This window comes from Chromobacterium sp. ASV23, assembly GCF_016428945.1.
Taxonomy (GTDB): Bacteria; Pseudomonadota; Gammaproteobacteria; order Burkholderiales; family Chromobacteriaceae; genus Chromobacterium; species Chromobacterium sinusclupearum.
In genome coordinates this window covers 62,586-86,613 of record NZ_JAELTR010000002.1, presented here as the reverse complement: position 1 = coordinate 86,613, position 24,028 = coordinate 62,586, and the positions used below count along the sequence as shown (strand labels likewise).

At 63.7% G+C, this 24,028-nt stretch carries 23 protein-coding genes; 9 read left to right on the top strand and 14 right to left on the bottom strand.

Annotation, left to right across the window (positions count from 1 at the left end; all coding sequences use genetic code 11):
- Positions 1 to 165: 165 nt before the first annotated feature.
- From JHD59_RS01545 to JHD59_RS01510, 8 genes are all read right to left on the bottom strand, one after another.
- Positions 166 to 1,587 carry an EAL and HDOD domain-containing protein gene (locus JHD59_RS01545; protein WP_199152883.1) on the bottom strand — a complete coding sequence of 474 codons (1,422 nt, stop codon included), beginning with the start codon at positions 1,585 to 1,587 and terminating at the stop codon, positions 166 to 168.
- Between the two features lie 58 nt (positions 1,588 to 1,645).
- Positions 1,646 to 2,746, bottom strand: a complete 1,101-nt coding sequence (gene aroC, locus JHD59_RS01540; RefSeq protein ID WP_199152882.1) for a chorismate synthase — start codon at positions 2,744 to 2,746, stop codon at positions 1,646 to 1,648.
- A 50-nt stretch (positions 2,747 to 2,796) separates the two neighbouring features.
- On the bottom strand, positions 2,797 to 3,615 hold the full coding sequence (locus tag JHD59_RS01535) for an AraC family transcriptional regulator (protein WP_043620578.1): 819 nt from the start codon (positions 3,613 to 3,615) through the stop codon (positions 2,797 to 2,799).
- Positions 3,616 to 3,653: 38 nt separating this feature from the next.
- Entirely contained in the window at positions 3,654 to 4,850 is a 1,197-nt protein-coding gene (gene manA / locus JHD59_RS01530; RefSeq protein WP_199152881.1) for a mannose-6-phosphate isomerase, class I, read from the bottom strand.
- Complete coding sequence (gene ptsP, locus JHD59_RS01525; RefSeq protein WP_199152880.1) at positions 4,847 to 7,339, bottom strand: phosphoenolpyruvate--protein phosphotransferase; 2,493 nt, start codon at positions 7,337 to 7,339, stop codon at positions 4,847 to 4,849. Before ptsP ends, manA begins: the two co-directional genes overlap by 4 nt.
- Before the next feature lie 44 nt (positions 7,340 to 7,383).
- Positions 7,384 to 7,677 (bottom strand): PTS fructose transporter subunit IIB, encoded by a 294-nt coding sequence (locus tag JHD59_RS01520; protein ID WP_071108237.1) that lies wholly within the window; start codon positions 7,675 to 7,677, stop codon positions 7,384 to 7,386.
- A 24-nt stretch (positions 7,678 to 7,701) separates the two neighbouring features.
- Entirely contained in the window at positions 7,702 to 8,793 is a 1,092-nt protein-coding gene (locus JHD59_RS01515) for a PTS fructose transporter subunit IIC (protein ID WP_255521349.1), read from the bottom strand.
- A gap of 144 nt (positions 8,794 to 8,937) precedes the next feature.
- The gene (locus tag JHD59_RS01510) at positions 8,938 to 9,567 is read right to left on the bottom strand and encodes a 2OG-Fe(II) oxygenase (protein WP_199152878.1); all 630 of its coding nucleotides are present in this window, start codon (positions 9,565 to 9,567) and stop codon (positions 8,938 to 8,940) included.
- Between the two features lie 136 nt (positions 9,568 to 9,703).
- Between JHD59_RS01510 and JHD59_RS01505 the strand changes: the two genes are divergently transcribed.
- Complete coding sequence (locus tag JHD59_RS01505; protein WP_199152877.1) at positions 9,704 to 10,264, top strand: YqaA family protein; 561 nt, start codon at positions 9,704 to 9,706, stop codon at positions 10,262 to 10,264.
- Between the two features lie 218 nt (positions 10,265 to 10,482).
- Here the strand turns inward: JHD59_RS01505 and JHD59_RS01500 are convergent, their stop codons facing one another.
- Complete coding sequence (locus JHD59_RS01500) at positions 10,483 to 11,400, bottom strand: alpha/beta fold hydrolase (protein ID WP_199152876.1); 918 nt, start codon at positions 11,398 to 11,400, stop codon at positions 10,483 to 10,485.
- Positions 11,401 to 11,704: 304 nt separating this feature from the next.
- Between JHD59_RS01500 and JHD59_RS01495 the strand changes: the two genes are divergently transcribed.
- Positions 11,705 to 12,130, top strand: a complete 426-nt coding sequence (locus JHD59_RS01495; protein WP_199152875.1) for an Hsp20/alpha crystallin family protein — start codon at positions 11,705 to 11,707, stop codon at positions 12,128 to 12,130.
- A 74-nt stretch (positions 12,131 to 12,204) separates the two neighbouring features.
- Here the strand turns inward: JHD59_RS01495 and pepN are convergent, their stop codons facing one another.
- From pepN to JHD59_RS01480, 3 genes are all read right to left on the bottom strand, one after another.
- Positions 12,205 to 14,823 (bottom strand): aminopeptidase N, encoded by a 2,619-nt coding sequence (gene pepN, locus JHD59_RS01490; RefSeq protein WP_199152874.1) that lies wholly within the window; start codon positions 14,821 to 14,823, stop codon positions 12,205 to 12,207.
- A 90-nt stretch (positions 14,824 to 14,913) separates the two neighbouring features.
- Complete coding sequence (locus JHD59_RS01485; protein WP_199152873.1) at positions 14,914 to 16,707, bottom strand: M61 family metallopeptidase; 1,794 nt, start codon at positions 16,705 to 16,707, stop codon at positions 14,914 to 14,916.
- Between the two features lie 84 nt (positions 16,708 to 16,791).
- Complete coding sequence (locus JHD59_RS01480) at positions 16,792 to 17,007, bottom strand: hypothetical protein (RefSeq protein ID WP_146042138.1); 216 nt, start codon at positions 17,005 to 17,007, stop codon at positions 16,792 to 16,794.
- 158 nt (positions 17,008 to 17,165) lie between these two features.
- Here JHD59_RS01480 and ccoN point away from each other — a divergent pair, with 158 nt between their 5' ends.
- The 6 genes from ccoN to JHD59_RS01450 all read left to right on the top strand — a co-directional run bounded on the left by ccoN (position 17,166) and on the right by JHD59_RS01450 (position 22,429).
- A complete protein-coding gene (ccoN, locus tag JHD59_RS01475; protein ID WP_103320060.1) occupies positions 17,166 to 18,590 on the top strand; it encodes a cytochrome-c oxidase, cbb3-type subunit I in 1,425 nt (474 codons plus the stop codon).
- 18 nt (positions 18,591 to 18,608) lie between these two features.
- Positions 18,609 to 19,223, top strand: coding sequence for a cytochrome-c oxidase, cbb3-type subunit II (gene ccoO / locus JHD59_RS01470; protein ID WP_103320058.1), 615 nt, complete (start codon positions 18,609 to 18,611; stop codon positions 19,221 to 19,223).
- Between the two features lie 3 nt (positions 19,224 to 19,226).
- Positions 19,227 to 19,418 carry a CcoQ/FixQ family Cbb3-type cytochrome c oxidase assembly chaperone gene (locus tag JHD59_RS01465; RefSeq protein ID WP_199152872.1) on the top strand — a complete coding sequence of 64 codons (192 nt, stop codon included), beginning with the start codon at positions 19,227 to 19,229 and terminating at the stop codon, positions 19,416 to 19,418.
- The gene (gene ccoP, locus JHD59_RS01460) at positions 19,415 to 20,344 is read left to right on the top strand and encodes a cytochrome-c oxidase, cbb3-type subunit III (protein WP_103320052.1); all 930 of its coding nucleotides are present in this window, start codon (positions 19,415 to 19,417) and stop codon (positions 20,342 to 20,344) included. The genes JHD59_RS01465 and ccoP overlap by 4 nt, the downstream gene beginning before the upstream one ends.
- Before the next feature lie 113 nt (positions 20,345 to 20,457).
- Complete coding sequence (ccoG, locus tag JHD59_RS01455) at positions 20,458 to 21,891, top strand: cytochrome c oxidase accessory protein CcoG (protein WP_199152871.1); 1,434 nt, start codon at positions 20,458 to 20,460, stop codon at positions 21,889 to 21,891.
- A gap of 4 nt (positions 21,892 to 21,895) precedes the next feature.
- Entirely contained in the window at positions 21,896 to 22,429 is a 534-nt protein-coding gene (locus JHD59_RS01450) for a FixH family protein (RefSeq protein WP_103320048.1), read from the top strand.
- A 73-nt stretch (positions 22,430 to 22,502) separates the two neighbouring features.
- On the opposite strand, the gene JHD59_RS01445 is transcribed toward JHD59_RS01450, so the two are convergent.
- The gene (locus JHD59_RS01445) at positions 22,503 to 22,841 is read right to left on the bottom strand and encodes a hypothetical protein (RefSeq protein WP_199152870.1); all 339 of its coding nucleotides are present in this window, start codon (positions 22,839 to 22,841) and stop codon (positions 22,503 to 22,505) included.
- Positions 22,838 to 23,287, bottom strand: a complete 450-nt coding sequence (locus tag JHD59_RS01440; RefSeq protein ID WP_199152869.1) for a YbaK/prolyl-tRNA synthetase associated domain-containing protein — start codon at positions 23,285 to 23,287, stop codon at positions 22,838 to 22,840. The genes JHD59_RS01445 and JHD59_RS01440 overlap by 4 nt, the downstream gene beginning before the upstream one ends.
- A gap of 165 nt (positions 23,288 to 23,452) precedes the next feature.
- Between JHD59_RS01440 and JHD59_RS01435 the strand changes: the two genes are divergently transcribed.
- Complete coding sequence (locus tag JHD59_RS01435) at positions 23,453 to 24,028, top strand: methyltransferase domain-containing protein (protein WP_199152868.1); 576 nt, start codon at positions 23,453 to 23,455, stop codon at positions 24,026 to 24,028.

Genomic DNA, 24,028 nt, shown 5'->3' with positions numbered 1-24,028 from the left:
GCAAATCGGTCATGTATTGCAGAAAACCGTCTTACCGCGCCCAGACCATACGATTTCGATTTTCCAAACCCAAAGCATGACGGCGCAAACGCTATACAGATGCCGCAGCCTTTCAAAATGAAAAAGCCCGCGATCATCGCGGGCCGGCCTCAATAAGGATTGATTTCAAACCGCTTCGACATTGTTGTGCACTTCGCTGTCTCGCAGCACCACCTGCGCCCAGACCACGGAATCCAGGTAGTACTGATTGACCATGTCGATATCGAGACTCAGCACCTTGGCATGCGCTTCGATCTGCACATTGTCGCCATGCTCGCAGGCCAGCGCCAGCGCCAGATGCGGGGCGAAGATGCCCTTTTGCTCGATCACCGCCTCGCGAACGGTCAGCGGCAATTCCAGCGGGTCCAGCACATCCGGAAACGGAATGTTCAGCAGCACGTCCAGCAATGAAAACATCCCGGTCAGGAATAGGTGCTCCGCCTCCAGCTTGTTGCCGCGGTAGCTGCCGAGCTTTTCCATGAAGCGGGCGCGGATCAGCGATTTCTCCAGCAGCGCGATGGCGTTGCCATCCTCTTTGCGCGAGGTGAACAGCAGCATGGACAGCCACTTGAACATGGTCTCCCGGCCCAACAGCAGCAAGGTTTCCTCTATGGTCTGCACCTTGCGCGCCAGGCCATGGATAGGCGAGTTGATGAAGCGCAGCAGCTTGAACAGCAGCACCGAGTCCAGCTTGAACTGCGCTTCCACCTCCTTGGCCTCGGCATTGGCGCGCAGCAGCCGCATGATCTGCAGGACGCGGGTCTGGCTATTGTCCACCTTGCCGCCTTCCAGCGAATGCGCGGTGCTGACGAACGGCCCGTGGAACAGGGCGAAGCGATTGTGCCCCGGCGCGCGCAGGCAAACATCCAGGTCTTCGGCGGTGCCGACATTGCGGGCTATCCAGCGCACAGCCGGATAGCGCTTGGGCAGCTGGTCGAGAATCGGCGCCAATACTCGGGTGGACGGGCCGGCGAAATCCAGCACCATGTAGTCCATGCGGCCAAACAGATCAGCCTGCAGACCGGGCGTCAGTATGGTCTGGTCGTAGGCTGCCGGCTCCAGCGCGAAGCGCAGGCCCAGCTTTTGCAGATCGTCCAGCTGACCCAGCATGAACTCGGACACTTCCATGCCCGGCACCGCCTCCAGCACGAAAATCACGCTGCCGGCCGGCATGCTGCGCAGCAGCGGTTCGTCCAGCGAGGTCATCGCGATATGGACGAAGGCGCGGCGGTAGGCCAGCAGGCGGAAGATGTCCATATTGTGCAGCGTCGACAGCAGCAGCCGGTCAAACTCCTGCTGCTTGCCGGCCTCGATGTTGCGCTTGCCTTGGCGGACGAAGAAATCATAGGCCACCACCCGGCGCTGCTTGTCCATCACCGGCTGGTGCGAAACAAAGCCCAGCGTCGCCGGCAGTTCCTCCGCCGGCAATTCCGGCGGCAGCTCCAGCATCGTAGTGTCAGACATGTCTGGCGACGAAGGCGGGCGCGTTTCTTCTACAGTGGTCTTTTTAAGCCGTCCAGTCAGGCCATCGATCAGGCTTTTCAGCATGTTGGGATCCTATGTTGCACCGGCCGCCTCCCCCGCAAACCGGTATCCAGATAGAATTCTAGCCGATGCGACCGGCAATTCTCGGGGTTTCCACTCGCACGTCGCCGCACTGCGCGCGGTGGCGCAAGGCGTGGTCGATCAGCACCAGCGCCAGCATCGCCTCGGCGATGGGCGTGGCGCGGATGCCCACGCAAGGATCATGGCGGCCATGGGTTTCCATCAGGATGGGCTCGCCCTGTTTATTGATGGAGCGGCGCGGCTGGGCGATGGAAGACGTCGGCTTGATGGCGATGGACACATCGATCTGCTGGCCGGTGGAAATGCCACCCAGCACGCCGCCGGCGTGGTTGCTGGCGAAGCCCTCGGGCGTCAGCTCATCGCCATGCTCGCTGCCTTTCTGCGTCACGCAGCCGAAACCGGCGCCGATCTCCACGCCCTTGACCGCATTGATGCTCATCATGGCGTAAGCGATGTCGGCGTCCAGCCGGTCGAACACCGGCTCGCCCCAGCCCACCGGCACATTGTCCGCCACCACGCGCAGCCGCGCGCCGATGGAGTCCAGGCTCTTGCGGATGGAGTCCATGTATTCCTCCAGCCGCGGCACCACGTCCGGGTCGGCGCTGAAGAAGGGGTTCTGCCCCACATGCTCCCAGCCCTTGAACGGCATCTGCACTTCGCCGATCTGCGTCATGTGGCCGCGAATCACGATGCCGTATTTCTCGTGCAGCCACTTTTTGGCGATGGCGCCGGCCGCCACGCGCACCGCCGTCTCGCGCGCTGACGAGCGGCCGCCGCCGCGCGGATCGCGGGTGCCATATTTGTGCCAGTAGCAGTAGTCGGCGTGGCCGGGACGGAAGGTGTCGGCGATATTGCCGTAGTCCTTGCTGCGCTGGTCGGTATTGCGGATCAACAGCGCGATCGGCGTGCCGGTGGTCTTGCCTTCGTACACGCCGGACAGGATTTCCACGGTATCCGGCTCGCGGCGCTGGGTGACGTGGCGGCTGGTGCCGGGCTTGCGGCGGTCCAGTTCCAGCTGGATATCAGCCTCGGTCAGCGCCAAGCCGGGCGGGCAGCCGTCCACCACGCAGCCTATGGCCGGCCCATGGCTTTCGCCAAAAGAAGTAACGGTAAACAATCGACCCATGCTGCTGCCTGACATCTGCGATCCCCTGCTGTTTTCGTCTATGCGATCGATTCTAGCATGAGCGATCAGGCGAACTCGCGTCGATACGCGGCCGGCGTCATCAAGAAACGCTGCTTGAACACGCGGTGAAAATAATTGACATCCACATAGCCGCAGCGCGCCGCCACTGCGGGCAAGGCAAGCTGGCCTTGCCGCAACAAGGCCTTGGCCAGATCCAGCCGCGCCTGGGCCAGAAACTCGCAGAAACCGTGTCCCAGATGCTGGCGGAACAGGCGCGACAGATGCGTGGTGGAGATGCCGAAGCGCAGGGCCACGTCCTCGCGCGTCAGGGGCGCGTACAGGTGCTCGCTGATATACAGGCAGATGGCGCGGAACTGGTTGCCGCCTTGTTGCCAATGACTGTCGCGCGCTTCATCGTACAGTGTCTGCAGCAAGGCCAGCAGCGCCTGCCCCTGCAGCCGCAGCACCTCCGGGGAGGCGCCATCGCGGCACAGCCCGGCCAGCACATCCAGCATGCCATTCAGGCTGCCGCGCTGCGCCAGCACCATGCTTTCCTTGTGCGTGCTGATCACGCCCTGCGGACCGGAACGCACCAGGCTGAAACCGATCCTGGCGTAATCGAACAGGATGTGCAGCACTTCTCCGTTGGCGCACCAGTTGGGCAGCGTCCAGTGCTCCGCCGGAATGAACAGGGCCTCCTGCGCCGAAAGGCAGCCGTTCTCACAGCCCTCGTGGCCGTAGTGGTAGCGATTGGACAGCACCAGCTCCAAGCGCGGGAAGTGCACCTGATAAGCCCCGGCCGGCACATGCTTGCCAGCCGGAGCGTGGCACAGCCGCCTCAGCGTAGACGGCCAGCTCAGGCGAAACGAAGAAGGCGACGCCATGCTTTTACATTCATTCCTCACACTCCTTGCCGCACACGCTAACACAGGGTGGACGGCGGGCAAAACGCGCGGTAGGCCAGCGCCAGCCGGCCGGCCTTAGCCTCGCAGCGCGTGCCGGGCAGCAACAGCGCGCTTTGTCCCTGCGCCAATTCGATCTCGCCCTCGGCATGCCGCACCTGCAGGCTGCCATCGACCACCAGCAACACTTCCGGTCCGCCGGCCCGCCAGGAGGCGGCCTCCCCTTCTCCCAACAGCAGCTGGTCCAGCGCGAAATATTCGCCGCCGCAACGCGGATACGGCTGCAGGCCGCAGCCGTCCGGCGCGGATATCACGCGCGGCCGCGCCGCGGCACCCTCCATGACTTCCAGCAAGGCCTCCACGTCCACCGGCTTGTCGGTCAGGCCCGCGCGCAATACATTATCCGAGTTCGCCATCAGCTCGACATTGCGTCCATGCAAATAAGCGTGCGGCAGGCGCGCCGGCTGGAAGATGGCCTCGCCCGGCCGCAGCCCCACCAGATTGAGCAGATAGCAGCCGAACACGCCGCGGTCCTCGCGCCGCGCATCGGCCAGCCGCGCGGCCCAATGATCGGGGTCGTCCGGCCCGGCAGGCGGCTGCCGCGCCAGCCGTTGCCACAGTGACGCCAGCAACGCTGTCACCTCCGGCTGCGGCAGGCGCAACAGATGACGGTACAGGCTGGCGCCGCCCTCCTCGGCCAGACGCTGCCGCAACGGCGCCCACTCCGGCTGGCGCGCCAGCAGCGCGTCGATTTCCGCGTCCGCGCGCATGCCGTGCAGTAGCCAGAACGGCGACAGCGCCACCATCATCTCCGGCTTGGGAAACGGATCGCGGTAATGGCGCCGGCGGTCGTGCGCGGCCAGGCCGGCGGCATTGTCGCGGGCAAAACCGGCGCGCGCCTGCTCCGCGTCCGGATGCACCTGGATGGACAACGGCGCGTCCACATCGAGCACCTTGAGCAGAAACGGCAGCCGATCGCCATGTCTGGCGCGCACGTCCATCCCCAGGAAACGCTCGGGCTGATGGGCGATGGCGTAGTGCAGCGGTTGCGGTCCGTGCGCCGTCATGATCACCGACGGCGCATCCTCGTGCGCGCCCAGCCACCACTCGGCCACCCGCTCGGCGTCTTCCGCCGGCCAGTTCAGCAAGCGCGGAATGAAGCGGCGGCCTCCCCAGGCATAATGCTGGGCCAGCCCGTGCAGCGGATAGGCGCTCATGCCGCGCCCTCCAGCCGCGCCTGCAGCAGCGTCAGCAGCCGTTGCGGATCGGATGCCTCGCGCAGCTGGCGGCGGAAGTCCTCGTGCATGACCAGCCGCGCCAGACGCGAGAAGAATTTCAGATGCTCGGCCCCGGCATCGCTGGCATTGAAGGCGATCAGCAGCACCATGTCCACCGGCTGGCCATCGCTGGCGCCCCAGTCCACCGGCTGTTGCAGCTTGGCCAGGCACAGAGTGGGATGCAGCACATGCTTGGATTTGGCGTGCGGAATGGCAAAGCCGTGCCCGAGGCCGGTGGAGTAAGCCTGCTCGCGCAGCCACAAGTCCTCCTCCATGCCGTAACGGTCATCGCAGCGTTCCAGCAGCCACAGCCGGTCGACCAGCCCCTTGATCGCGGCCGCCTTGCTGCGCCAGGCCATGCTCGGCAGCAGGCATTCCGCGGTCAGCATCGGCAGCTTGCCGCGCGCGCCGTGCGCCTCCACCAGCGCGCGCACCGCCGCGCCGTCTTCGCAGCTCAGCGCCTGTTGCAGCAAGCCGCGGCACTCGCCGGCATCGAGTTCGCGCAGCCTGCGCCGGCATGCCTGCAGAGACGGCGCGCTCATGCTCAGCTCGTCCAGTTCCATGCCCAGCAGCAGCGGCAAGGCATGCGGCGACGCCGCCACCTCGCCGCACAGGCCTATCCAGCGGCCGTGACGATGGATGGTTTTCACTGCCTGGGCGAGCGCCGACAAAAACGCCGGATGCAGGCTGTCGTACAGCGCGCCCACGCGCTCGTTGTCGCGATCCGCGGCAAACAGATACTGCGTGAGATCGTTGCTGCCCACGCTGAAGAAATCCACCTCGCGGCAAAAGGCGTCCAGCTGGAACAGCACCGACGGCACCTCCAGCATGATGCCCAACGGCACCGGCCGCGCCAGACCGAGCGCCGCGCGCTCCTCGTCCAGCACGCGGCGCGCCCAGCGCGCCTCCGCCAGCGTGGCGACCATGGGGATCATCACCTTGACCGGCCCCAGCGCGGACGCGCGCAGAATGGCCCGCAGCTGGGCGCGGAACACGGCCTCCTGGTCCGGATACATGCGGATGGCGCGATAACCCAGAAACGGGTTGCTCTCCGCCGGCGCCGGCAGGCAGCGCGCCGGCTTGTCGCCGCCGATGTCGAAGGTGCGGATGATCACCGGGCGGCCGGCCGCCAGCCGCACCACCTCGGCATAATGCTGGAACTGGCTCTCCTCGCTTGGCGGCGTGTCCGCCTCCATGAACAGCATCTCGGTGCGGAACAGGCCCACGCCGTCCGCGCCCTGGGCAAAGCCCAGTTGCGCCTCTTCGGCGGAGGCGATGTTCACGGCCAGTTCCAGGCGGCAGCCGTCGGCGCTGCGGCTCTCGCCCTGGCTGGCCTGCGCCTCGCGTTGCCGCCTGGCCTCCAGCAAGGCCGCCTCTTCGCGGTAGTAGTCCAGCACTGGCGCTGGCGGCGCGAGAAACAGCGCGCCCAACCCGGCATCGAGCACCGCCGTCCGGCCCAGACTGGCGGCGATAGCCGCGCGCGGCACGCCGGTCAGCACCGGCAGCGAGAAGGCCCGCGCCAGGATGATGGTGTGCGAGGTGAGGCCGCCGCGGCCCAGCAGCAGGCCGCGGACGCGGCTTCGGTCCAGCGCCAGCAGCTCGCTCGGCGCCAGGTCCTCGGCCCACAGCACGGCGGCGGCCGGCCATGCCGTCGCGGCCGGCGCGTCCTGCGGATGCAGATATTCGAGCAAGCCGCGGCCCACGTCGCGGATGTCGATTTCGCGTTCGCGCAGATACTCGCTGGCCGATTGGCCGAGCATGTCGCGGTAGTAGGCCACGGTGGCCGCCACCGCCGCCGCCGCGCCCAGCCCCTGCCGCAGCGCCTGACTCAAGCGGGCGTCAAAATCGGCATCGCACAAAATGGCGAGATGGGCCTGCGCGATGGCCGCGGCCTGGCCAGACTGGCGCTCCGTTTCCTGCTGCAGCCGCTGCGCCAGCGCTTCCCGCGCCTGGCGCAAGGCTTCGCGCTCATGCGGCTCGCCGCGCGAAGCCGGCAGCGCGTCAACTGCGGGAAAGAGGTAGCCGCGATGCTCGCACAACTCGCCTATCGCCACGCCCTGCCCGGCCGGCTGGCCGAAACACGGCGACGGCGACAGCTCGGCCAGCGCGCGCGGCAGGGCGCGGCTGGCGGCCGGTTCGGCCGACAGCGCCTCGTCGCAATGCGGCAAGGTGTCGCGCAGGAAGTCTTGCAATTGCTTGGCCGCCTCGGCGGCGGACTCGCCGTCTATCTCGATATCGACGATGTCGTTGAACAGGATGTCGCCGCCTATCAGGCTGAGCACGCTCTTGGCGTCCGCCAGCTGGCCGTTGCGCTGGTTGCGCCAGCGGATGGCAGCGCGGAAGCCGCCGCAGAATTCTGCGATCCGGCTGGCCGGACGGGCGTGGATGCCGTTGGGCAAGGGACAGATCAGGGTAAGACTGTGTGACATAAGACTGCTTTCTTGCTGCGCCAGCCCGCGCGGGCCAGCCGGATTTACAGAAGCGCAAACACCGCCTTGGCATCCTTCAGCACGTTCTGGATCGGCACCCGCACCACGCGCTTGTCCTCGAAGCGCTCCTCGCCCTCTATGGCGATGTCCACCGCCAACAGCACCACGTCGGCAGCCTGGATATCGCGGCTGGACAGCTCGTTCTCGATACCGATGGCGCCCTGGGTTTCCACCTTGATGTCATGCCCGAGCTGGCGCCCCAGGCTTTCCAGTTTCTCCGCGGCCATGTAAGTGTGGGCAATGCCGGTGGGGCAGGCGGTAATGGCGACGACTTTCATATTCTTTCTCCTGGCAAGACACGGTTATTCATGGGCGGGCGCGGCGGCCGGCAAGCGGTCGGCGGCGCGCGCTTTGAGCAGATTGATGGTGACGGCCACCAGCAGCACCCCGGCCGCGATGGCCAGCGCGAACATCCAGCGGTTGTCTATCACCGGCAGCACGATGGGGCCGCCGTGCGGCGCGTGGTCGCCCACGCCCCCCAGCATGGCGATCATGCCGCCCAGGGCGGAACCGGCGACGATGGTGGGGATCACCCGCAGCGGGTCGGACGCGGCAAACGGGATGGCGCCCTCGGTGATCCCTATCATCCCCATGCCCAGCGCGGCGGAGCCGGCTTCGCGTTCCTGTTCGGTCCACAGCGATTTGCGCAGCTTGGTGGCCAGGCCCAGGCCCAGCGGCGGAATGCACACGGCCACGGCGACGGCGCCCATCACTTGGTATTGCCCCTCGGCGATCATGCTGGCGCCAAAGAAGAACGCCACTTTATTGATCGGCCCGCCCATGTCGAATGCCACCATCGCCCCCAGCAGCGCGCCCAGCACCATGGCGTTGGCGCCGCCCATGGACTTGAGCCAGACGCCCAGCGTGACCATCAGATTGGCAATCGGCACGCCCAGCACCTCGAACATCAGCACGCCGATGGCCAGCGAGGACAGGATGGGAATGATCAGGATGGGCATCAGCGGCTTGAGCGCCTTGGGCGCCGGCATTTTCTTGAGTTGCTCGACCACCCAGCCGGCAAGCAAGCCCGCGATCAGCGCGCCAAGGAAGCCGGCATTGACGGTATGGGCGATCTGGCCGCCCACCATGCCGGCCACCAGGCCGGGCTTGCCGGCGCGGGCATAGGAGATGTAGCCGGCCAGCACCGGCAGCAGCAGCGCGAAGGCGCTGCCGCCGATATCGATGATCAGCTTCAGCACCGGCGCGTGGCTGAAGTCCGGCCCCTTGCCCGTCATCGGCGCCAGCGAAATGGCCAGCGCGATCAGAATCCCTCCGCTGGCGATGAAAGGGATGACGTGAGACACCCCAGTCAGCAGATACTGCTTCCATTGTTCCAGACGAGCCTGCATGTTGTTCTCCTCCGTTTGTGGATGGAACAAGGCTAACGCAGGCATGGAAGGCCGATATAGTGGCGAGATCAGCCGGATGTGGACTTTTGTGACATCGCGGCGGCGCGCCGGATCATTCTCACAAGACAAATCCGCCAAAAAACAAAACGCCGGCTGGGCCGGCGTCAAAACAGATGCGAGCGCTAGGGCTCACCAGGGCAGGCTGCCGCCCTGGCGGCGATACCAGCCGGTGACGGACAGCCGTTGCTGCCTGGCCGGCAGCACCTCGTGCCAGAAACGGTCGGACAGGAACAGCACCAGCGTGCCGGCCTCCGGCTCCACGTCGATGAACTGCTGGCAGTCCTGATCCAGGTACAAGCGGATCTGGCCGCCGGCGCCGGCCGGCCAGTTTTCATTGAGATAGAACACGGTGGTCAGCGTGCGGGCGTCGTCATCCTGAAAACGGTCCAGATGCTTTTTGTAGAACGCGCCTTCCGGATATACGGCGAAGTGGGACTCCAGCTCGGCCAGGCCCAGATACAGGCCGCGGTTCACCGCCCGCATGATCTCGTCCATCGCGGCGTTATAAGCCGCGACGGCCGGCAGCTCGGCCACCTGATCCAGCCACAGCACCGAGTCGGAGCGGATTTCTGCGCGCCGCGCCTGGCCATCGGCGCGGCCGGTGGCGGCTTCGTGGAAGCGGCCTTCGTCCCATACTTGCAGGCAGGCTTGGCGCAGATTGGCGGTCAGTTCGGCCGGCAAGGCTTGGGGCAGCACGATCCAGCCTTGTTCGGCCAGCGTGTCGAGAACGGTATCAAGATCGAATTGCAGCGCGGTCATGTCGGTTTTGCTCAAAAAACGGGCTGACGCTTTCTACCACAAGCCGGGCCGCAAGGCGAATGCCGGACGTCAAGCTTTGCTGACATTTTGCGGATGCTATCATCCCTGACCACCCACACGCCTAGAGCCCAATGCCATGGAAGGACTGCTCAACTATCTGCTGGACATGCTGAACCTGCCCAAAGTGGGGCTGTCCGCCATTTTTCTGATCAGCCTGGTTTCCGCCACCCTGCTGCCGCTAGGCTCGGAACCGGCAGTCTTCGCCTACATCAAGCTCAAGCCGGACATGTTCTGGCCCGTGCTGGCCGTCGCCACGCTCGGCAACACCCTGGGCGGGATCATAGACTGGTGGATGGGCTATGGCGCCAAGCTCGCGCTGCTGCGCTATCGCCTGCGCCGCAGCCACCGCAAGCATGGCCATGCTCAGGCGGCCAGTCCATCGCCGCCCGCTGGCAAAGCACCGCTGGGCAAGCGCTACGTCCGCTGGATGCGCCTTCGGGGCGCGCCGATCTTGCTGCTTTCCTGGTTGCCGGGAATCGGCGATCCCTTGTGCACCTTGGCAGGCTGGCTGCGCATCTCGTTCTGGCCCAGCGTGTGCTACATGGCCGTCGGCAAATTCCTGCGCTACCTGCTCACCACCTCGGCGCTATTGTGGGTGCCGGACGACTTCTGGCGCGGGCTGGGCCAATTATTCTGAGCGGCCCGCTCGCAACATCAAGGGGCCGTTGACGTTTTGTGAGCGGTCGCGCCGGGATGCGTTTTGCGGCGAATCGAGGCGTTTCGCGCGCCGCATAGTCATTCTCTGCCAGCGCGGAACAACGAAGAGTCGGCGCGAAAGGCGCCCGGCCCTACGGGTTTGGCGTAGCTCAAACGCGATCCACCCACCAAACGTCAACAGCCCCTAGGCGCTGGCGATTAATAATTCTCGGCCACCTTGTCGTAGCGTCCGGCCAGCCAGTCCAGCGCCAGCGGAAAATGGTCGCGCGGCGCATCAGGGTGGGTCAGCAGCGACACGTGGTTGTAGTCGTGCAGATGGCCGGCGCGCCGCCCCAGCAGATGCAGGCGCGAGAGGTGCGGGCCGGACTCGTCCCGGAAACGGCGCACGTCCTCCGGGTGGCCGCGGCAGGGGTCGTTGACGGCGGCGAAATACAGCGTGGGCGGCATATGGCCGGCGCGCGCCGCGGCGGCGTAGTCGAAACCGTCATCGCTATCGATCCACGGTTTGGGCTGCGCCCACAGCTTGCTTTGCAGATGGCTCTTGTCGCTCTCGTCATCGGCCCCCAGCCGGATCCGCCGCGCCGGCAAATAGCCGAACACCTTGATCAACCAGCGCGAAGCGGTGTTCCACATGAAGTCCACCTCGACCAGCTTGTTGAAGTTGCGCACGCGCACGCTGCGCTTGGAGCCGAAATACACCACGCTCTCCACCTCGGCGGCGATGTCGGGAAAGCGCACAAGACAGCTCGACATATGCACGCCGCCCCAGGAGTGGGCGATCCAGTGCAGCTTCTGGCCGCCGCTTTTGCGGCGGATGAAGGCATGCAGCGCCGGCAGGTCCTCGCAGATGGTTTCGGTCTGGCCGTGGCGGCTGTGCGGACCGATCTTGGGCGTGCTCTTGCCGCGGCCGCGCAAATCCGCCACGTAGACGTCGTAGCCGGCATCGGCCAGGAAGTGCGCCAGCCCTTTGCCGGAATCGGTATAAAAGATGCGGCCGTTGGCCATCACGCCGTGCACCATCAGCACCGGCGCGCCGCCGGCGCGGCCGATGCGCTTCAGATACAAGTTCTCGCCGTCGCCCACCGGCACATAACAATCCTGCTGCAGTTTCTCCATGGCTTCCTCGCTGGGTCATGCCGTCGCCGTCTGCGCGGCGATTCAAGCAAACGCTTGATCATGACAAAGAACCCGGCAAAGCGGAAGCGTCGGCAAGACCTGCCGGCGCGGCACAGCGCCAGCCCGCAGCTGGCCCGCCTGCAGCTAGCCGGCAACGGCTGGACTGATTTCGCGGGTTTGTGGCTGAGGGCTTGATATCGGTCAAACGTCGGGCCGGCCCACTCTTGAATCCCGCGCGATCCGCCCCTATCTCCCCTATCACCACGGCGCCTGCCGTAAGCCACTGATAGGAAAGGAGAAGCAAATGAGCATGTTGCCCGCCCGCCATAGCCTGTTTGACGAATTTTTCCGCGACTTCACCCCGGGCTTCTTCATCAAGCCTTTGCACGGCGACGCGCTGCCATCGCAAATCAGGATGGATGTGAAGGAAACCGAGCAGGCTTATCTGGTGGACGCCGAGCTGCCCGGCGTCGGCAAGGAGGACATCCATGTCGAGATCGACGGCCCCTTGGTGACCATCAAAGCCGAGGTCAAACAGTTTGACGAAGCCAACCAGGATCAGCAGAAACTGCGCAGCGAGCGCTACTACGGCATGGTGTCGCGCAGCTTCCAGCTGCCGCAGGACATCGACCGCGACGCCGCCAGCGCCAAGTATGAAAATGGCGTGCTGTGCCTGACGTTGCCGAAGAAGCGCAATAGCGGCGCAGGGCAGCGCCTGCGCATCGAGTAGTCCGCCGGATATCGGCCCTGCCATGAAAAACGCGCTGGATGCCCAGCGCGTTTTTCATCGATGCAGAAATGGGATCAAGCCAGAATCTTCGACACGATCTCGTACACGTCCTTGGACAGCTCGGCCTTGGCCAGGCGCTCCAGCTCCGCGCGCATCAGCGCCTGACGGCCCGGCTCCAGCTTCTGCAGGCGACGGAAGGCGCGGGTCAGGCCGCTGGCGCCCTGCGGATTGATCGCGTCCAGCTGCAAGATGCGGTCCGCCATGAAACGGTAGCCGCTGCCGTCCACCGCATGGAAATGGAACATGTTCGCGCCGAAGGCGCCCAGCAGCGAACGCACCTTGTTCGGGTTCCGGATGCTGAACGCCGGATGCAGCAGCGCCGCCTCCACATGCTGCAGCGTGCCGGCCAGCTGGCTGCCGCCGATCAGCATGAAGAACTTGTCCATCACCAGCGCTTCGTTCTGCCAGCGCGAGGCGAAGGCGGTGAAGCACTCGTCGCGCTCCTGGCCGTCGCGGTCGCGCAGCGCCAGCAGCGCGCCCATCTGGTCGGTCATGTTATCGGCTTCGCGGCACTGCTTGGCGGCGGTTTCGGCCGGCCAGGCGTCATCCAGGCGGTTCAGCATCCACAGCGCGCGGTTCTTCAGGCTGCGCTTGCCGGAGTCCTGCGGCTTGTACTCGCGCGTGAGGTTCATCTCGTAGGCCTCGCGCCATTCGCCGCGCAGCGCCTGCGCCAACTGATCCAGCACGAAGTCGCGCACCTGATGGATCACCGCCGGATCGGCCACGTCCACCATTTCCAGGATCTCGCCCTCGGTCGGCAGCGTCAGCATCAGCGACTTGAACGACGGATCCAGGCTGTGGTCTTTCAGCACCGAGCGGAAAGCGCCGATGAACACTTCGGACAGCTTCAGCTCGCGGCCGGCGGCCACATCGGCGATCAGTTGCTTGAACAGACGTTCGGCGAAGGTCTGGCCGGCCTCCCAGCGGCAGAAGCTGTCGCTGTCGTTGGCCATCAGGAACACCAGCTGGTCGTCGCGCCAGTCGTATTCCAGCTTCACCGGCGCGGAGAAGCCGCGCAGCAAGGACGGCACCGGCTCGGCCGGGATGTCGAGGAAGGTGAAGCTCTGCTCGGCGGCCTTGATGTCCAGCACGCGCGAGGGGCCAACGGCTTCCGCCTCGCCCGCCAGTCGCAGCGGCAAGTCCTTGCCGTCCGCGCCCACCAGGCCCAGCGACAGCGGGATGTGGAAGGGCTGCTTGACGTTCTGGCCCGGCGTGGCCGGGCAGCTTTGCTTGACGGTCAGGGTGTAGCTTTGCTCGGCCGGGTTGTAGCTGGACGAGACCGACAGGCGCGGGGTGCCGGCCTGGCTGTACCATAGCGCGAACTGTTCCAGATCGGCGCCATTGGCGTCGGCCATGGCGGCGCGGAAGTCGTCGCAGGTGACGGCTTGGCCGTCATGGCGCTTGAAGTACAGGTCCATGCCCTTGCGGAAGCCTTCGCGGCCCAGCAGGGTTTCATACATCCGCACCACTTCCGCGCCCTTCTCGTACACGGTCATGGTGTAGAAGTTGTTCATCTCGATGTAGCTGTCCGGACGGATCGGGTGCGCCGTCGGGCCGGCGTCCTCGGGGAACTGCGCCATGCGCAGGCCTTTGACGTCGTCGATGCGCTTGACCGCGCGGCTGTACATGTCGGCGCTGAATTCCTGATCGCGGTAGACGGTCAGGCCTTCCTTCAGAGACAACTGGAACCAGTCGCGGCAGGTCACGCGGTTGCCAGTCCAGTTGTGGAAGTATTCGTGGCCGATCACCGCCTCGATGTCTTCGAAGTCGGTGTCAGTGGCGGTGTCCTGGCGGGCCAGCACGTACTTGGTGTTGAAGATGTTGAGGCCCTTGTTCTCCATGGCGCCCATATTGAAGTCGCCCACCGCCACGATCATATAGATGTCGAGGTCGTACTCCAGGCCGAAACGCTCCTCATCCCACTTCATGGAGTGCTTGACCGACTCCATCGCGTGGGCGGTCTTGTCCTGATCGGCCGGTTCGGTCCAGATTTCCAGTTGAACCTCGCGGCCGCGCATGGTGACGAACTTGTCCTTCAGCGCCACCAGTTTGCCTGCCACCAGCGCGAACAAATAGGCCGGCTTGCGGTACGGGTCCACCCACTTAACCCAGTGGCGCTTCTTGTCCACCATGCCCTCGCCCACCTTGTTGCCGTTGGACAGCAACACCGGATATTTCTGCTTGTCGGCCTTGATGGTGGTGGTGAACTTGGCCATCACGTCCGGACGGTCCAGGTAGTAGGTGATCTTGCGGAAGCCTTCCGGCTCGCACTGGGTGAACAGATTGCCGCTGGAAGCGTACAGGCCCATCAGGCTGGTATTGGCCGCCGGGTCGAGTTCGGTTTCGATTTCCAGGATGAAGCTGTCCGGCACCTGGGGCACGGTCAGCACATCATTGGCAAGCTGATAGCGGGTTTCGTCCAGCTTTTCGCCATCCAGCACCACGGCGATCAGCTTGGCGCTGCCGTCCAGCTTCAGTTCGCTCGCGGCGGACTGGCCATTGCGGTTGACCACCAGCCGGGAATGGACCCGGGTGAATTCATCTTCGATGTCGAACACCAGATCGACGCGGTCGATCAGAAAGGCCGGGGCCTGGTAATCCTTGCGATACTTCACTTCCGGCTGTTGGGCCATGCGTGTCTCCTTATCGTCCGGCTTGTGGCCGGCCTCATGCATAGACAGAACGGCGCCTGCTGGCGCCGCTCGTTGTTGTATCGTTTCCGCTCAGCGGCTGGCGATCCATTTGCCGCCATCCGGCAGCAGCTTCAGGCGGCAGGTGTCCTCGGCGGCAGGCTGCAGCGTCACGTCGAAGCTCATCAGCTCGTCGCGGCGGAAAGCATGCAGCTTGATCTTGTCGCCGGCCTGATAGCGGGCGATCTGTTTGTCCAGATCGACGGCGCGCAGCTTGTCCACCGCCACCACCACATCGCCGCCGGACAGGCCGGCCGCCTGCGCGGCGCCGCCATCCAGCACCTGGGCCAGCTTGACGCCGGCGGCATCGCCTGCGGTCTTGACGCCCAAGGTCAGCGGCGCGGGCTTGCCGGCGAAGGCCTCCACCACGCCGCCGCGGTCGGACGCGCCTTGCGCCGCCTCGAATTTCAATTCGACGCCCTGGCTGGCCAGCAGTTCAGCCAGCGGCAGGTCTTGCGTGGAACGCAGCGCCAGGTCGAAGAAGGGCTTGAGCTTGAGGCCGGTGGTTTCGATGGCGATCTTTTCCCACTCGTCCTCTTCCAGGCCCTTGCCGTCCGCCAGCCACTTGGCCCACAGCGCGCGCATCACGTCGTCCAGCGACTGCTTGCCCTTGCTGTCGCGGCGGATCAGCAGGTCCAGCGCCAGCGCCGCCAGCGAACCCTTGGTGTAGTAGCTGACGATGCTGTTGGGGCTGTTTTCGTCCTGGCGGTAATACTTGGTCCAGGCTTCGAAGCTGGACTGCTCCAAGGTCTGCTTCAGTCTACCGGCGCCGCGTTGCACGCCGGTGATGGTTTCGGCCAGCAGACCCAGGTAGCGCTTCTCGTCGATCAGGCCGCTGCGCACCAGCGCCAGGTCGTCGTAATACGAGGTGATGCCTTCAAACGCCCACAGCAGGCGGGTATGGCCTTCGCGGTTCAAGTCGTACGGCGTGAACGCCGCCGGCTTCATGCGCTTGACGTTCCAGCTGTGGAAGTATTCGTGGCTGATCAGGCCCAGCAGCTTCAGGTAGCCGTCGCTGATTTCCGCCGCGCCCGGCGCCGGCAAATCGTCGCGATTGGCCACCAGCGCGGTGGAGGCGCGGTGCTCCAGGCCGCCGTAGATGTCTTTGCCGACAAACAGCATGAAAACATAGCGATCGAACGGCGCCGGCTCGCCAAACAGCTTGATCTGGTATTCGCAAATTTTCCGGGTGTCTTCGGCCAAGCGCTTCAGATCGCCCTGGAAACGGCCGGATACGACGAACTCATGCGGCACGCCGCAGGCCTTGAAGCTGACTTTCTTGAAATTGCCCAGCTCCACCGGGTGATCGATCAGCTCGTCGTAGTTGGATGCCTGGTAGCGGCCGAAGCCGCTCTTCTTCTTGATGTCGGCGGCCGGCAGACTGGTGGCCACTTTCCAATCCGCATAAGACTTGCCGTCCGGCGCGTGGATGTCGACCGAGCACGGTTCGTCCTGATATCCATCTACGGCCAGGAACACGCTGGTGCCGTTGAAGAAACCGCGTTCGCCGTCCAAATAGGCGCCGCGCACCGACAGATCGAAGGCGTACACTTGATAGCGCAGCGTCAGCGCGCCCTTGGCCGGCTCGGCCTGCCAGCGGTTCTTGTCCAACTGGCGCAATGCCACCGTCTTGCCGCTGGCTTCCGCGGACAACGATACGATATGCTTTGAAAATTCACGTATCATATAACTGCCGGGAATCCACGCCGGCAGGAAAAAAACCTGGCCATTCTTGGCTGGCTGCAAAACGGTAACCGTGACTTCGAACAGGTGGGCTTCCGGCGATGCCGGCCGCAGAGTGTACTGTACTGGGATGGACTGGATCATGATCTGCCTGCATGCGTTGCAAAACGCGATGATTTTAGCATTACCGCGCCGCAAGCGCCGCCAATTGTGCCGTATTGATCCATGTCAATAAGCCTTGCCTGCATGCCAATACAATTGCATGAGTGGCAATTTGGACTGTTTACGATTGCCATGCGAGTAGTACCACGGCAAGAACATGCCGGAACGGCCAAGCCGCCCATCCAGCTGGTTGGCGGTAAATGCTTGATTTAGAATAAAGGCATTGGTCTGGATGGGAATTTGGTGCTGTCGGAAAGGCTGGCGAGCTGCTAATACAGACATCGAAGCCTATCGATACAGGTCAAGCACTTGACCCAACCATGCTGTTTCGGTTCCCGCGACGTGCCACCGCTTCATGCAGCAGATTGGGCTGCATTGAAAAAGTTCAAGTCGCTACGGTTTGTTCATGTTCTGAGTTAGCAACCTTGGAGAAAACCTTAATGGAAACGCAACCCACTTATAACTATAAGGTGGTGCGCCAATTTGCCATCATGACCGTAGTCTGGGGCATCGTCGGCATGTTGGTGGGCGTGGTCATCGCGGCCCAGCTGGTATGGCCGGAGCTCAATTTCGGGCCCTGGTTCCACTTTGGCCGCCTGCGCCCCCTGCACACCAATGCCGTCATTTTCGCCTTTGGCGGTTGCGGCCTGTTCGCCACTTCCTACTATGTGGTGCAGCGTACCTGTAACGTCCGGCTGATTTCAGACAAGCTGGCCGCCTTCACCTTCTGGGCGTGGCAACTGGTCATCGTGCTGGCCGCCATCACCCTGCCGCTGGGCCTCACCTTCGGCAAGGAGTACGCCGAGCTGGAATGGCCGATCAAGCTGCTGATCGCCGTGACCTGGGTGGTGTACGCCATCGTATTCTTCGGCACCATCGCCATCCGCAAGGTCAAGCACATCTATGTGGCCAACTGGTTCTACGGCGCCTTCATCCTGGCCGTGGCCTTGCTGCACATCGTCAACTCCGCCTTCGTGCCGGTGACGCTGTGGAAGTCCTATTCGGTGTATTCCGGCGCCGTCGACGCCATGGTGCAGTGGTGGTACGGCCACAACGCCGTGGGCTTCTTCCTGACCGCCGCCTTCCTCGGCATGATGTACTACTTCGTGCCCAAGCAGGCCGGCCGGCCGGTTTACTCCTACCGCCTGTCCGTGGTGCACTTCTGGGCGCTGATCTTCACCTATATGTGGGCCGGTCCGCACCACCTGCACTACACCGCTCTGCCTGACTGGACCCAATCCGTCGGCATGGTGTTCTCGCTGATTCTGCTGGCGCCGTCCTGGGGCGGCATGATCAACGGCATCATGACCCTGTCCGGCGCCTGGCATAAGCTGCGCACCGACCCGGTGCTGAAGTTCCTGGTGGTTTCGCTGTCGTTCTACGGCATGTCCACCTTCGAAGGCCCGATGATGTCGATCAAGACCGTCAACGCGCTGTCCCACTACACCGACTGGACCATCGGCCACGTGCACTCCGGCGCGCTGGGCTGGGTGGGCTTCATCACCATCGGCTCGATGTACTACCTGATTCCGCGCCTGTTCGGCCGCGACTCCATGTTCAGCGTCAAGCTGATCGAGGCGCACTTCTGGCTGGCCACGGTCGGCGTGGTGCTGTACATCGCCTCGATGTGGATTTCCGGCGTGACCCAGGGCCTGATGTGGCGCGCGCTGAACGCGGACGGCACGCTGACCTACGCCTTCGCCGAGTCGGTCAAGGCCAGCTACCCCTACTACTTCGTGCGCTTCCTTGGCGGCGCCCTGTACCTGTCCGGCATGCTGCTGATGGCTTACAACACCTTCCGCACCGTCTCCGCCGGCCGCGCCGTGGATGCCAAGATTCCGGCAGTCACCGCACAAGCACACTAAGGGGGCGAAAGAAAAATCATGGACAAAATCCAAAAACTGATCGAAGAACATGTCGGCTGGCTGATCGTGCTGACCCTGCTGGTGATCAGCGTGGCGGGCCTGGTGGAAATCCTGCCGCTGGCCTTCCAGAAATCCGTGACCGAGCCGGTAGCCGGCGTCAAGCCTTACACCGCGCTGCAGCTGGCCGGCCGCGACATCTATGTCCGCGAAGGCTGCTACAACTGCCACTCGCAGATGATCCGTCCCTTCCGCGCCGAAACCGAGCGTTACGGCCACTACTCGGTGGCGGGCGAGTCGGTATACGACCACCCGTTCCAGTGGGGCTCCAAGCGCACCGGCCCGGATCTGGCGCGCGTAGGCGGCCGCTACTCCGACGAATGGCACCGCGTGCACCTGACCAACCCGCGCGACGTGGTGCCGGAGTCGAACATGCCTGCCTTCCCGTGGCTGGCCAAGAATCTGGCCGATGCCGACGTGGTGCCGGCCAAGATGGAAGCGCTGCGCAAGGTGGGCGTGCCGTACTCCGACAAGGAGATCGCCGAAGCCAAGTCGCAAGTGGAGGGCAAGTCCGAACTGGATGCGCTGATCGCCTACCTGCAAGGCCTGGGCCTTGCACTGAAGAATGTACGTTGAGCCATGGACTGGGTAACGATAGGACGTTCGCTATTCACCGTGGTCTGCTTCGCGTTCTTCATCGTGGTGCTGATCATCGCCTATAGCAAACGCTCCAAGAACCGGTACGAGGAAGCGGCGAATCTGCCCTTCCTGGATGACGACAAGGCAGAGGAAGCCCCACACGACCAGGCTTCCAACGGAGCAAGAAAATGAGTCAATTCACAAGCGATTTCTGGAACATCTGGATTATCGTGATCGTGCTGGGCGGCATCATCGGCCTGACCCTGCTGGTATTCACCCAGTCCAAGACCACGGTCAAGAAGGGCGAGGAAGTCCAGACCCTGGGCCATGTGTGGGACGGCGACCTGGAGGAGTACAACAACCCGCTGCCGCGCTGGTGGATGCTGATGTTCTACATCACGCTGCTGTTCGGCATCGTGTATCTGGTGCTGTATCCGGGCCTCGGCGACTACAAGGGCGTCTTCGGCTGGAGCCAGGTAGGTCAGTACAAGGACGAGCGCGCCAAGGCCGAAGCCAAGTACCAGCCGCTGTACGACAAGTTCCTCAAGCAAGACTTGAAGGCGGTGGCGGCCGATCCGCAGGCTCAGGAAATGGGCAAACGCCTGTTCCAGACCTACTGCGTGCAGTGCCACGGCGCGGACGCCCGCGGCGCCAAGGGCTTCCCCAATCTGGTGAACCACGACTGGCTGTACGGCGGCGAGCCCGACACCATCAAGACCACCATCCTGAACGGCCGCCACGGCCAGATGCCGGCCTGGGGCGCGGTGCTGGGCGAGGAGAAGGTCAAGGATGTGGCCAACTACGTGCTGTCGCTCTCCGTCAACAAAAAGAAGTTTGACGCCGAGCGGGCCTCTCGCGGCAAGGAAACCTTCGCCACGCTGTGCTCCGCCTGCCACGGCGCGGACGGCAAGGGCAACCAGCAACTGGGCGCGCCCAACCTGACCCACCCGTCCGGCAACTGGCTGTATGGCGGCACCGAGAAGACCATCATCGAAACCGTCACCAATGGCCGCAACAATCAAATGCCGGCCTGGAAGGACTTCCTGGGCGAAGGCAAGGTCCACTTGCTGGCCGCCTACGTCTGGAGCCTGTCCAACAATCCCAAGGCGCCGCAATAAGCCTGGCTACGCCGCCTGCTCCGGCAGGCGGCGTTTTTCCTCCCCACCCACAGAGGCCTTGGCCCAGCGCATCGCAGAGGTGAGTTCAGCCAAGTCCTCTTCAGGAAAAAACAATGTCAGAGTCTCTGAAGAAGATCCCCATAAAAGTCCAGAACGCCGATAAGGACAGCGCCACCATCTCGCTGTACGAAACCCAGAAAAAGCTCTATCCCCGCTCAGTCAAGGGCCTGTTCAACAACTTCCGCATCCTGTTCGTCATCGGCACCCAGCTGCTGTACCTCGGCCTGCCCTGGCTGCAATGGAACGGCCGCCAGGCGGTGTTCTTCGATCTGATCAACCGCAAGTTTTACCTGTTTGGCCTCACCGTATGGCCGCAGGACTTCGTCTACCTCGCCGCGCTCTTGATGTGCTGCGCCTTCGGCCTGTTCACCTGGACCACCATCGCAGGACGGCTATGGTGCGGCTATTCCTGTCCGCAGACGGTGTACACCGAGATCATGCTGTGGATAGAACAATGGGTGGAGGGCGACCGCAACAAGCGCATGAAGCTGGATGCGGCGCCCATGAGCGCAACCAAGCTGCGCCTGAAAGTCACCAAGCATTTCATCATGATTGCATTCTCGCTGTGGACCGGCTTCACCCTGGTGGGCTACTTCACGCCGATACGCAGCCTGGTGGCCGCGCTTCCCACTTTTAGCTACGGCCCGTGGGAAAGCTTCTGGATGTTCTTCTACGGCGGTTTCACCTATCTGTTCGCCGGCTTCATGCGCGAGCAGGTATGCAAATACATGTGCCCATACGCCCGCTTCCAGAGCGTGATGTTCGATGCCGACACGCTGATCATTTCTTACGACGAGGCCCGCGGCGAACCGCGCGGCGCGCGCAAAAAAGGCACCGACCCGAAGGAGCAAGGGCTGGGCGACTGCATCAACTGCAGCATCTGCGTGCAGGTGTGCCCGGTGGGCATCGACATCCGCAACGGCCTGCAATACGAATGCATAGGCTGCGCCGCCTGCATCGACGCCTGCGACGACGTCATGGACAAGATGGGCTATCCGCGCGGACTGATACGCTACACCACGGAAAACGCGCTGGAAGGCAAATACCCGGAAAAGGCCATTGCCTCGCGTCTGAAACGGCCGCGCGTGGTGCTGTACAGCCTGGTGCTGCTCATCGTGTTCTGCGCCGCCGTCACCTCGCTGGCCCTGCGCAAACCCTTCAAGGTAGACATCATCCGCGACCGCGCCTCGCTGGTGCGCGAAACCGAAGAAGGCTGGCTGGAAAACAGCTACATCATCAAGATCATCAATACCACGGAACAAAATCAGCGCTTCGCCATCACAGCCAATGGCCTTCCCGGCATCAAGGTTAAAGCGGAGCAGCCAGAAACCCAGGTGCGCGCCACGGAAACCCAATCGATTACCGTGCAGGTGCAAGCCGACCCGCAATACGCGACCAAGGGCAGCCACGAAATCCATTTCGTGATCCAGTCGCTCAACAACCCCGCCCTGCGCGTGGAAGAAAAATCCAGTTTCATTGGAGAATAAACGCATGCAGCACACTGCCCACCACCCGCCCCGCCCCTGGTACAAAGAGCCCTGGCCCTGGATCCTGTTCGGCATTCCGCTGGTGTCCATCATCGTCGGCATCTTCTTCCTGGCAGCCGCCATCAAATCGGACGATGGTCTGGTCACCGACGACTATTACAAGAAGGGCAAGGCCATCAATATGGAACTGCACCGCGACAAGGTGGCGGCGCAGATGGGCTTGTCCGGCCAGCTGATGTTCGGCTCTGACGGCCGCAGCCTGCGCCTGATCACCAGCAGCAAGAGCAAGCTGCCGGATACCCTGTCGCTGCGCATGGTCCACCCGGCGCAGGACGACTTCGACCAGAGCGCCGAAATGACCATGGCCGGCCCCAACCTATACCAGGGCATCCTGGCCCAGCCGCTGGTCACCGCCAACCACTGGTATGTGCTGGTGGAGGACCACGACAAGAAATGGCGCATTCAGGGCGAATGGAAAACCGCCCAAGGCCCGATGGTGCAGCTAGGCCAACCCAAACTGGAGCCGGCGGGACACTGAGTCCAACCGTCCAGAAACGCCAACGGCCCGCGCAGCGGGCCGTTTTGCATGGCGCCGTCTCGCGGCGTCATACTCAAATGATCAAATCGGAATGGTAGCGCAGCCAGTAGGCCTCGCGGCAGGCATTGTCGAAGCTCTTGCGCATCGGTTCAATACCCGGCGATTCGCCCAAAGCCATCACTTCGTAAGTGATCCAGCACTCGGAGCAGGCCAGCTCGCTGGGATAATCGTCCACCTCGATGCCGCGGCGGATGACTACGCCGTTGTCGAAGCGGTAATCGCGCTGCCGCAAGATCACTTCGCAATCGGCCTCGCGCCAGTTCTCGCTCCGCTCCTCGCGCCCGATAATCCGTTCCGCCCCGGCCCCGCCCATGATGGCGCGGGCGTAGCCGGCCAAGGGCTCCAGCTTCATGCCGGCTCCTTGCGGATATCGGCCAGCAGCGGCTTGGCCAGACGCAGGTAATCGTCGCAGTCCAGCACCATGGAAGCATCCAGCCTGCCGGCATTGAACGCGATTTCGCCGTAACGCGCCAGCAGCTGCGGGTCCACCACCAGCCGGATGGCGGGATCAAAACTGAACGGCGGGATGGCGCCGATCACGCAGCCGGTCGCCGCCTCGGCATCCACCGCGTCCGCCAGCCTGACCTTGCGCGCGCCGACGGCGGCAGCCACTTTGGCGAAGTCCACCCGCTCGTCGCCGGGCAGCACCGCCAGCACAAACTGGCCCGGCGCATCCGCCACCCGGCACAGCATGGCCTTGGCGCCCTGCCCGACCTCGGTGCCGCGTATCTCAGCCACCTTGTGCGAATTGCCTTCGGCCGGATGTTCTATCACCCGGAAAAACGCATTTTCAGCCACCAACATTTTCCGCAAACGTTCAAACATGGTTTCCCCCCCCCGGCATCCGGCTGACTTTCGCCAATTTACATGAGGGCAAACAACGATCAAACAACTCCGTTGCCGCTCTTGTTGCTCCAGCGGACAGACCGCTACACTGAAGCCCCCCTCATCAGCGACGCACCTATGCTCAAACTCAACCTCGGCTGCGGCCATGACCAACGTCCCGGCTTCGTCAATGTGGACTCCCAAGCCGCCTGCCAGCCGGACCAAGTGGTCGATCTGGAGCATTTCCCCTGGCCCTGGGCCGACAGCTCGGTGGACGAGGTCGTGATGAGCCATGTGCTGGAACACCTTGGCGCCAGCACCGAGGTGTACCTCGGCATCATCCGGGAGCTATACCGCGTGTGCGCGGCGAATGCCCGCGTCACCATCATCGTTCCCCATCCGCGCAGCGACAATTACCTGGCCGACCCCACACACGTCCGCCCCATCACCGCGATGGGCTTGCAGATGTTCAATCAGGAGCTGAACCGCCAGAGCATGGCGGAAGGCGGGTCCAGCACGCCGCTGGGCGTCTATCTGGGCGTGGACTGGGTGATGGAATCCTCGGACGTGAAAATCCTGGAGCCTTGGGCCAGCCGCTTCAACAGCGGCCAGCTCCAGGACGGGGACATCGCCATGGCGGTACAGAACTTCTACAACGTGGTAGGCGATTGCACTTTCGTCATGCGCATCCGCAAGCCGGCCTTCGCCGGCTGA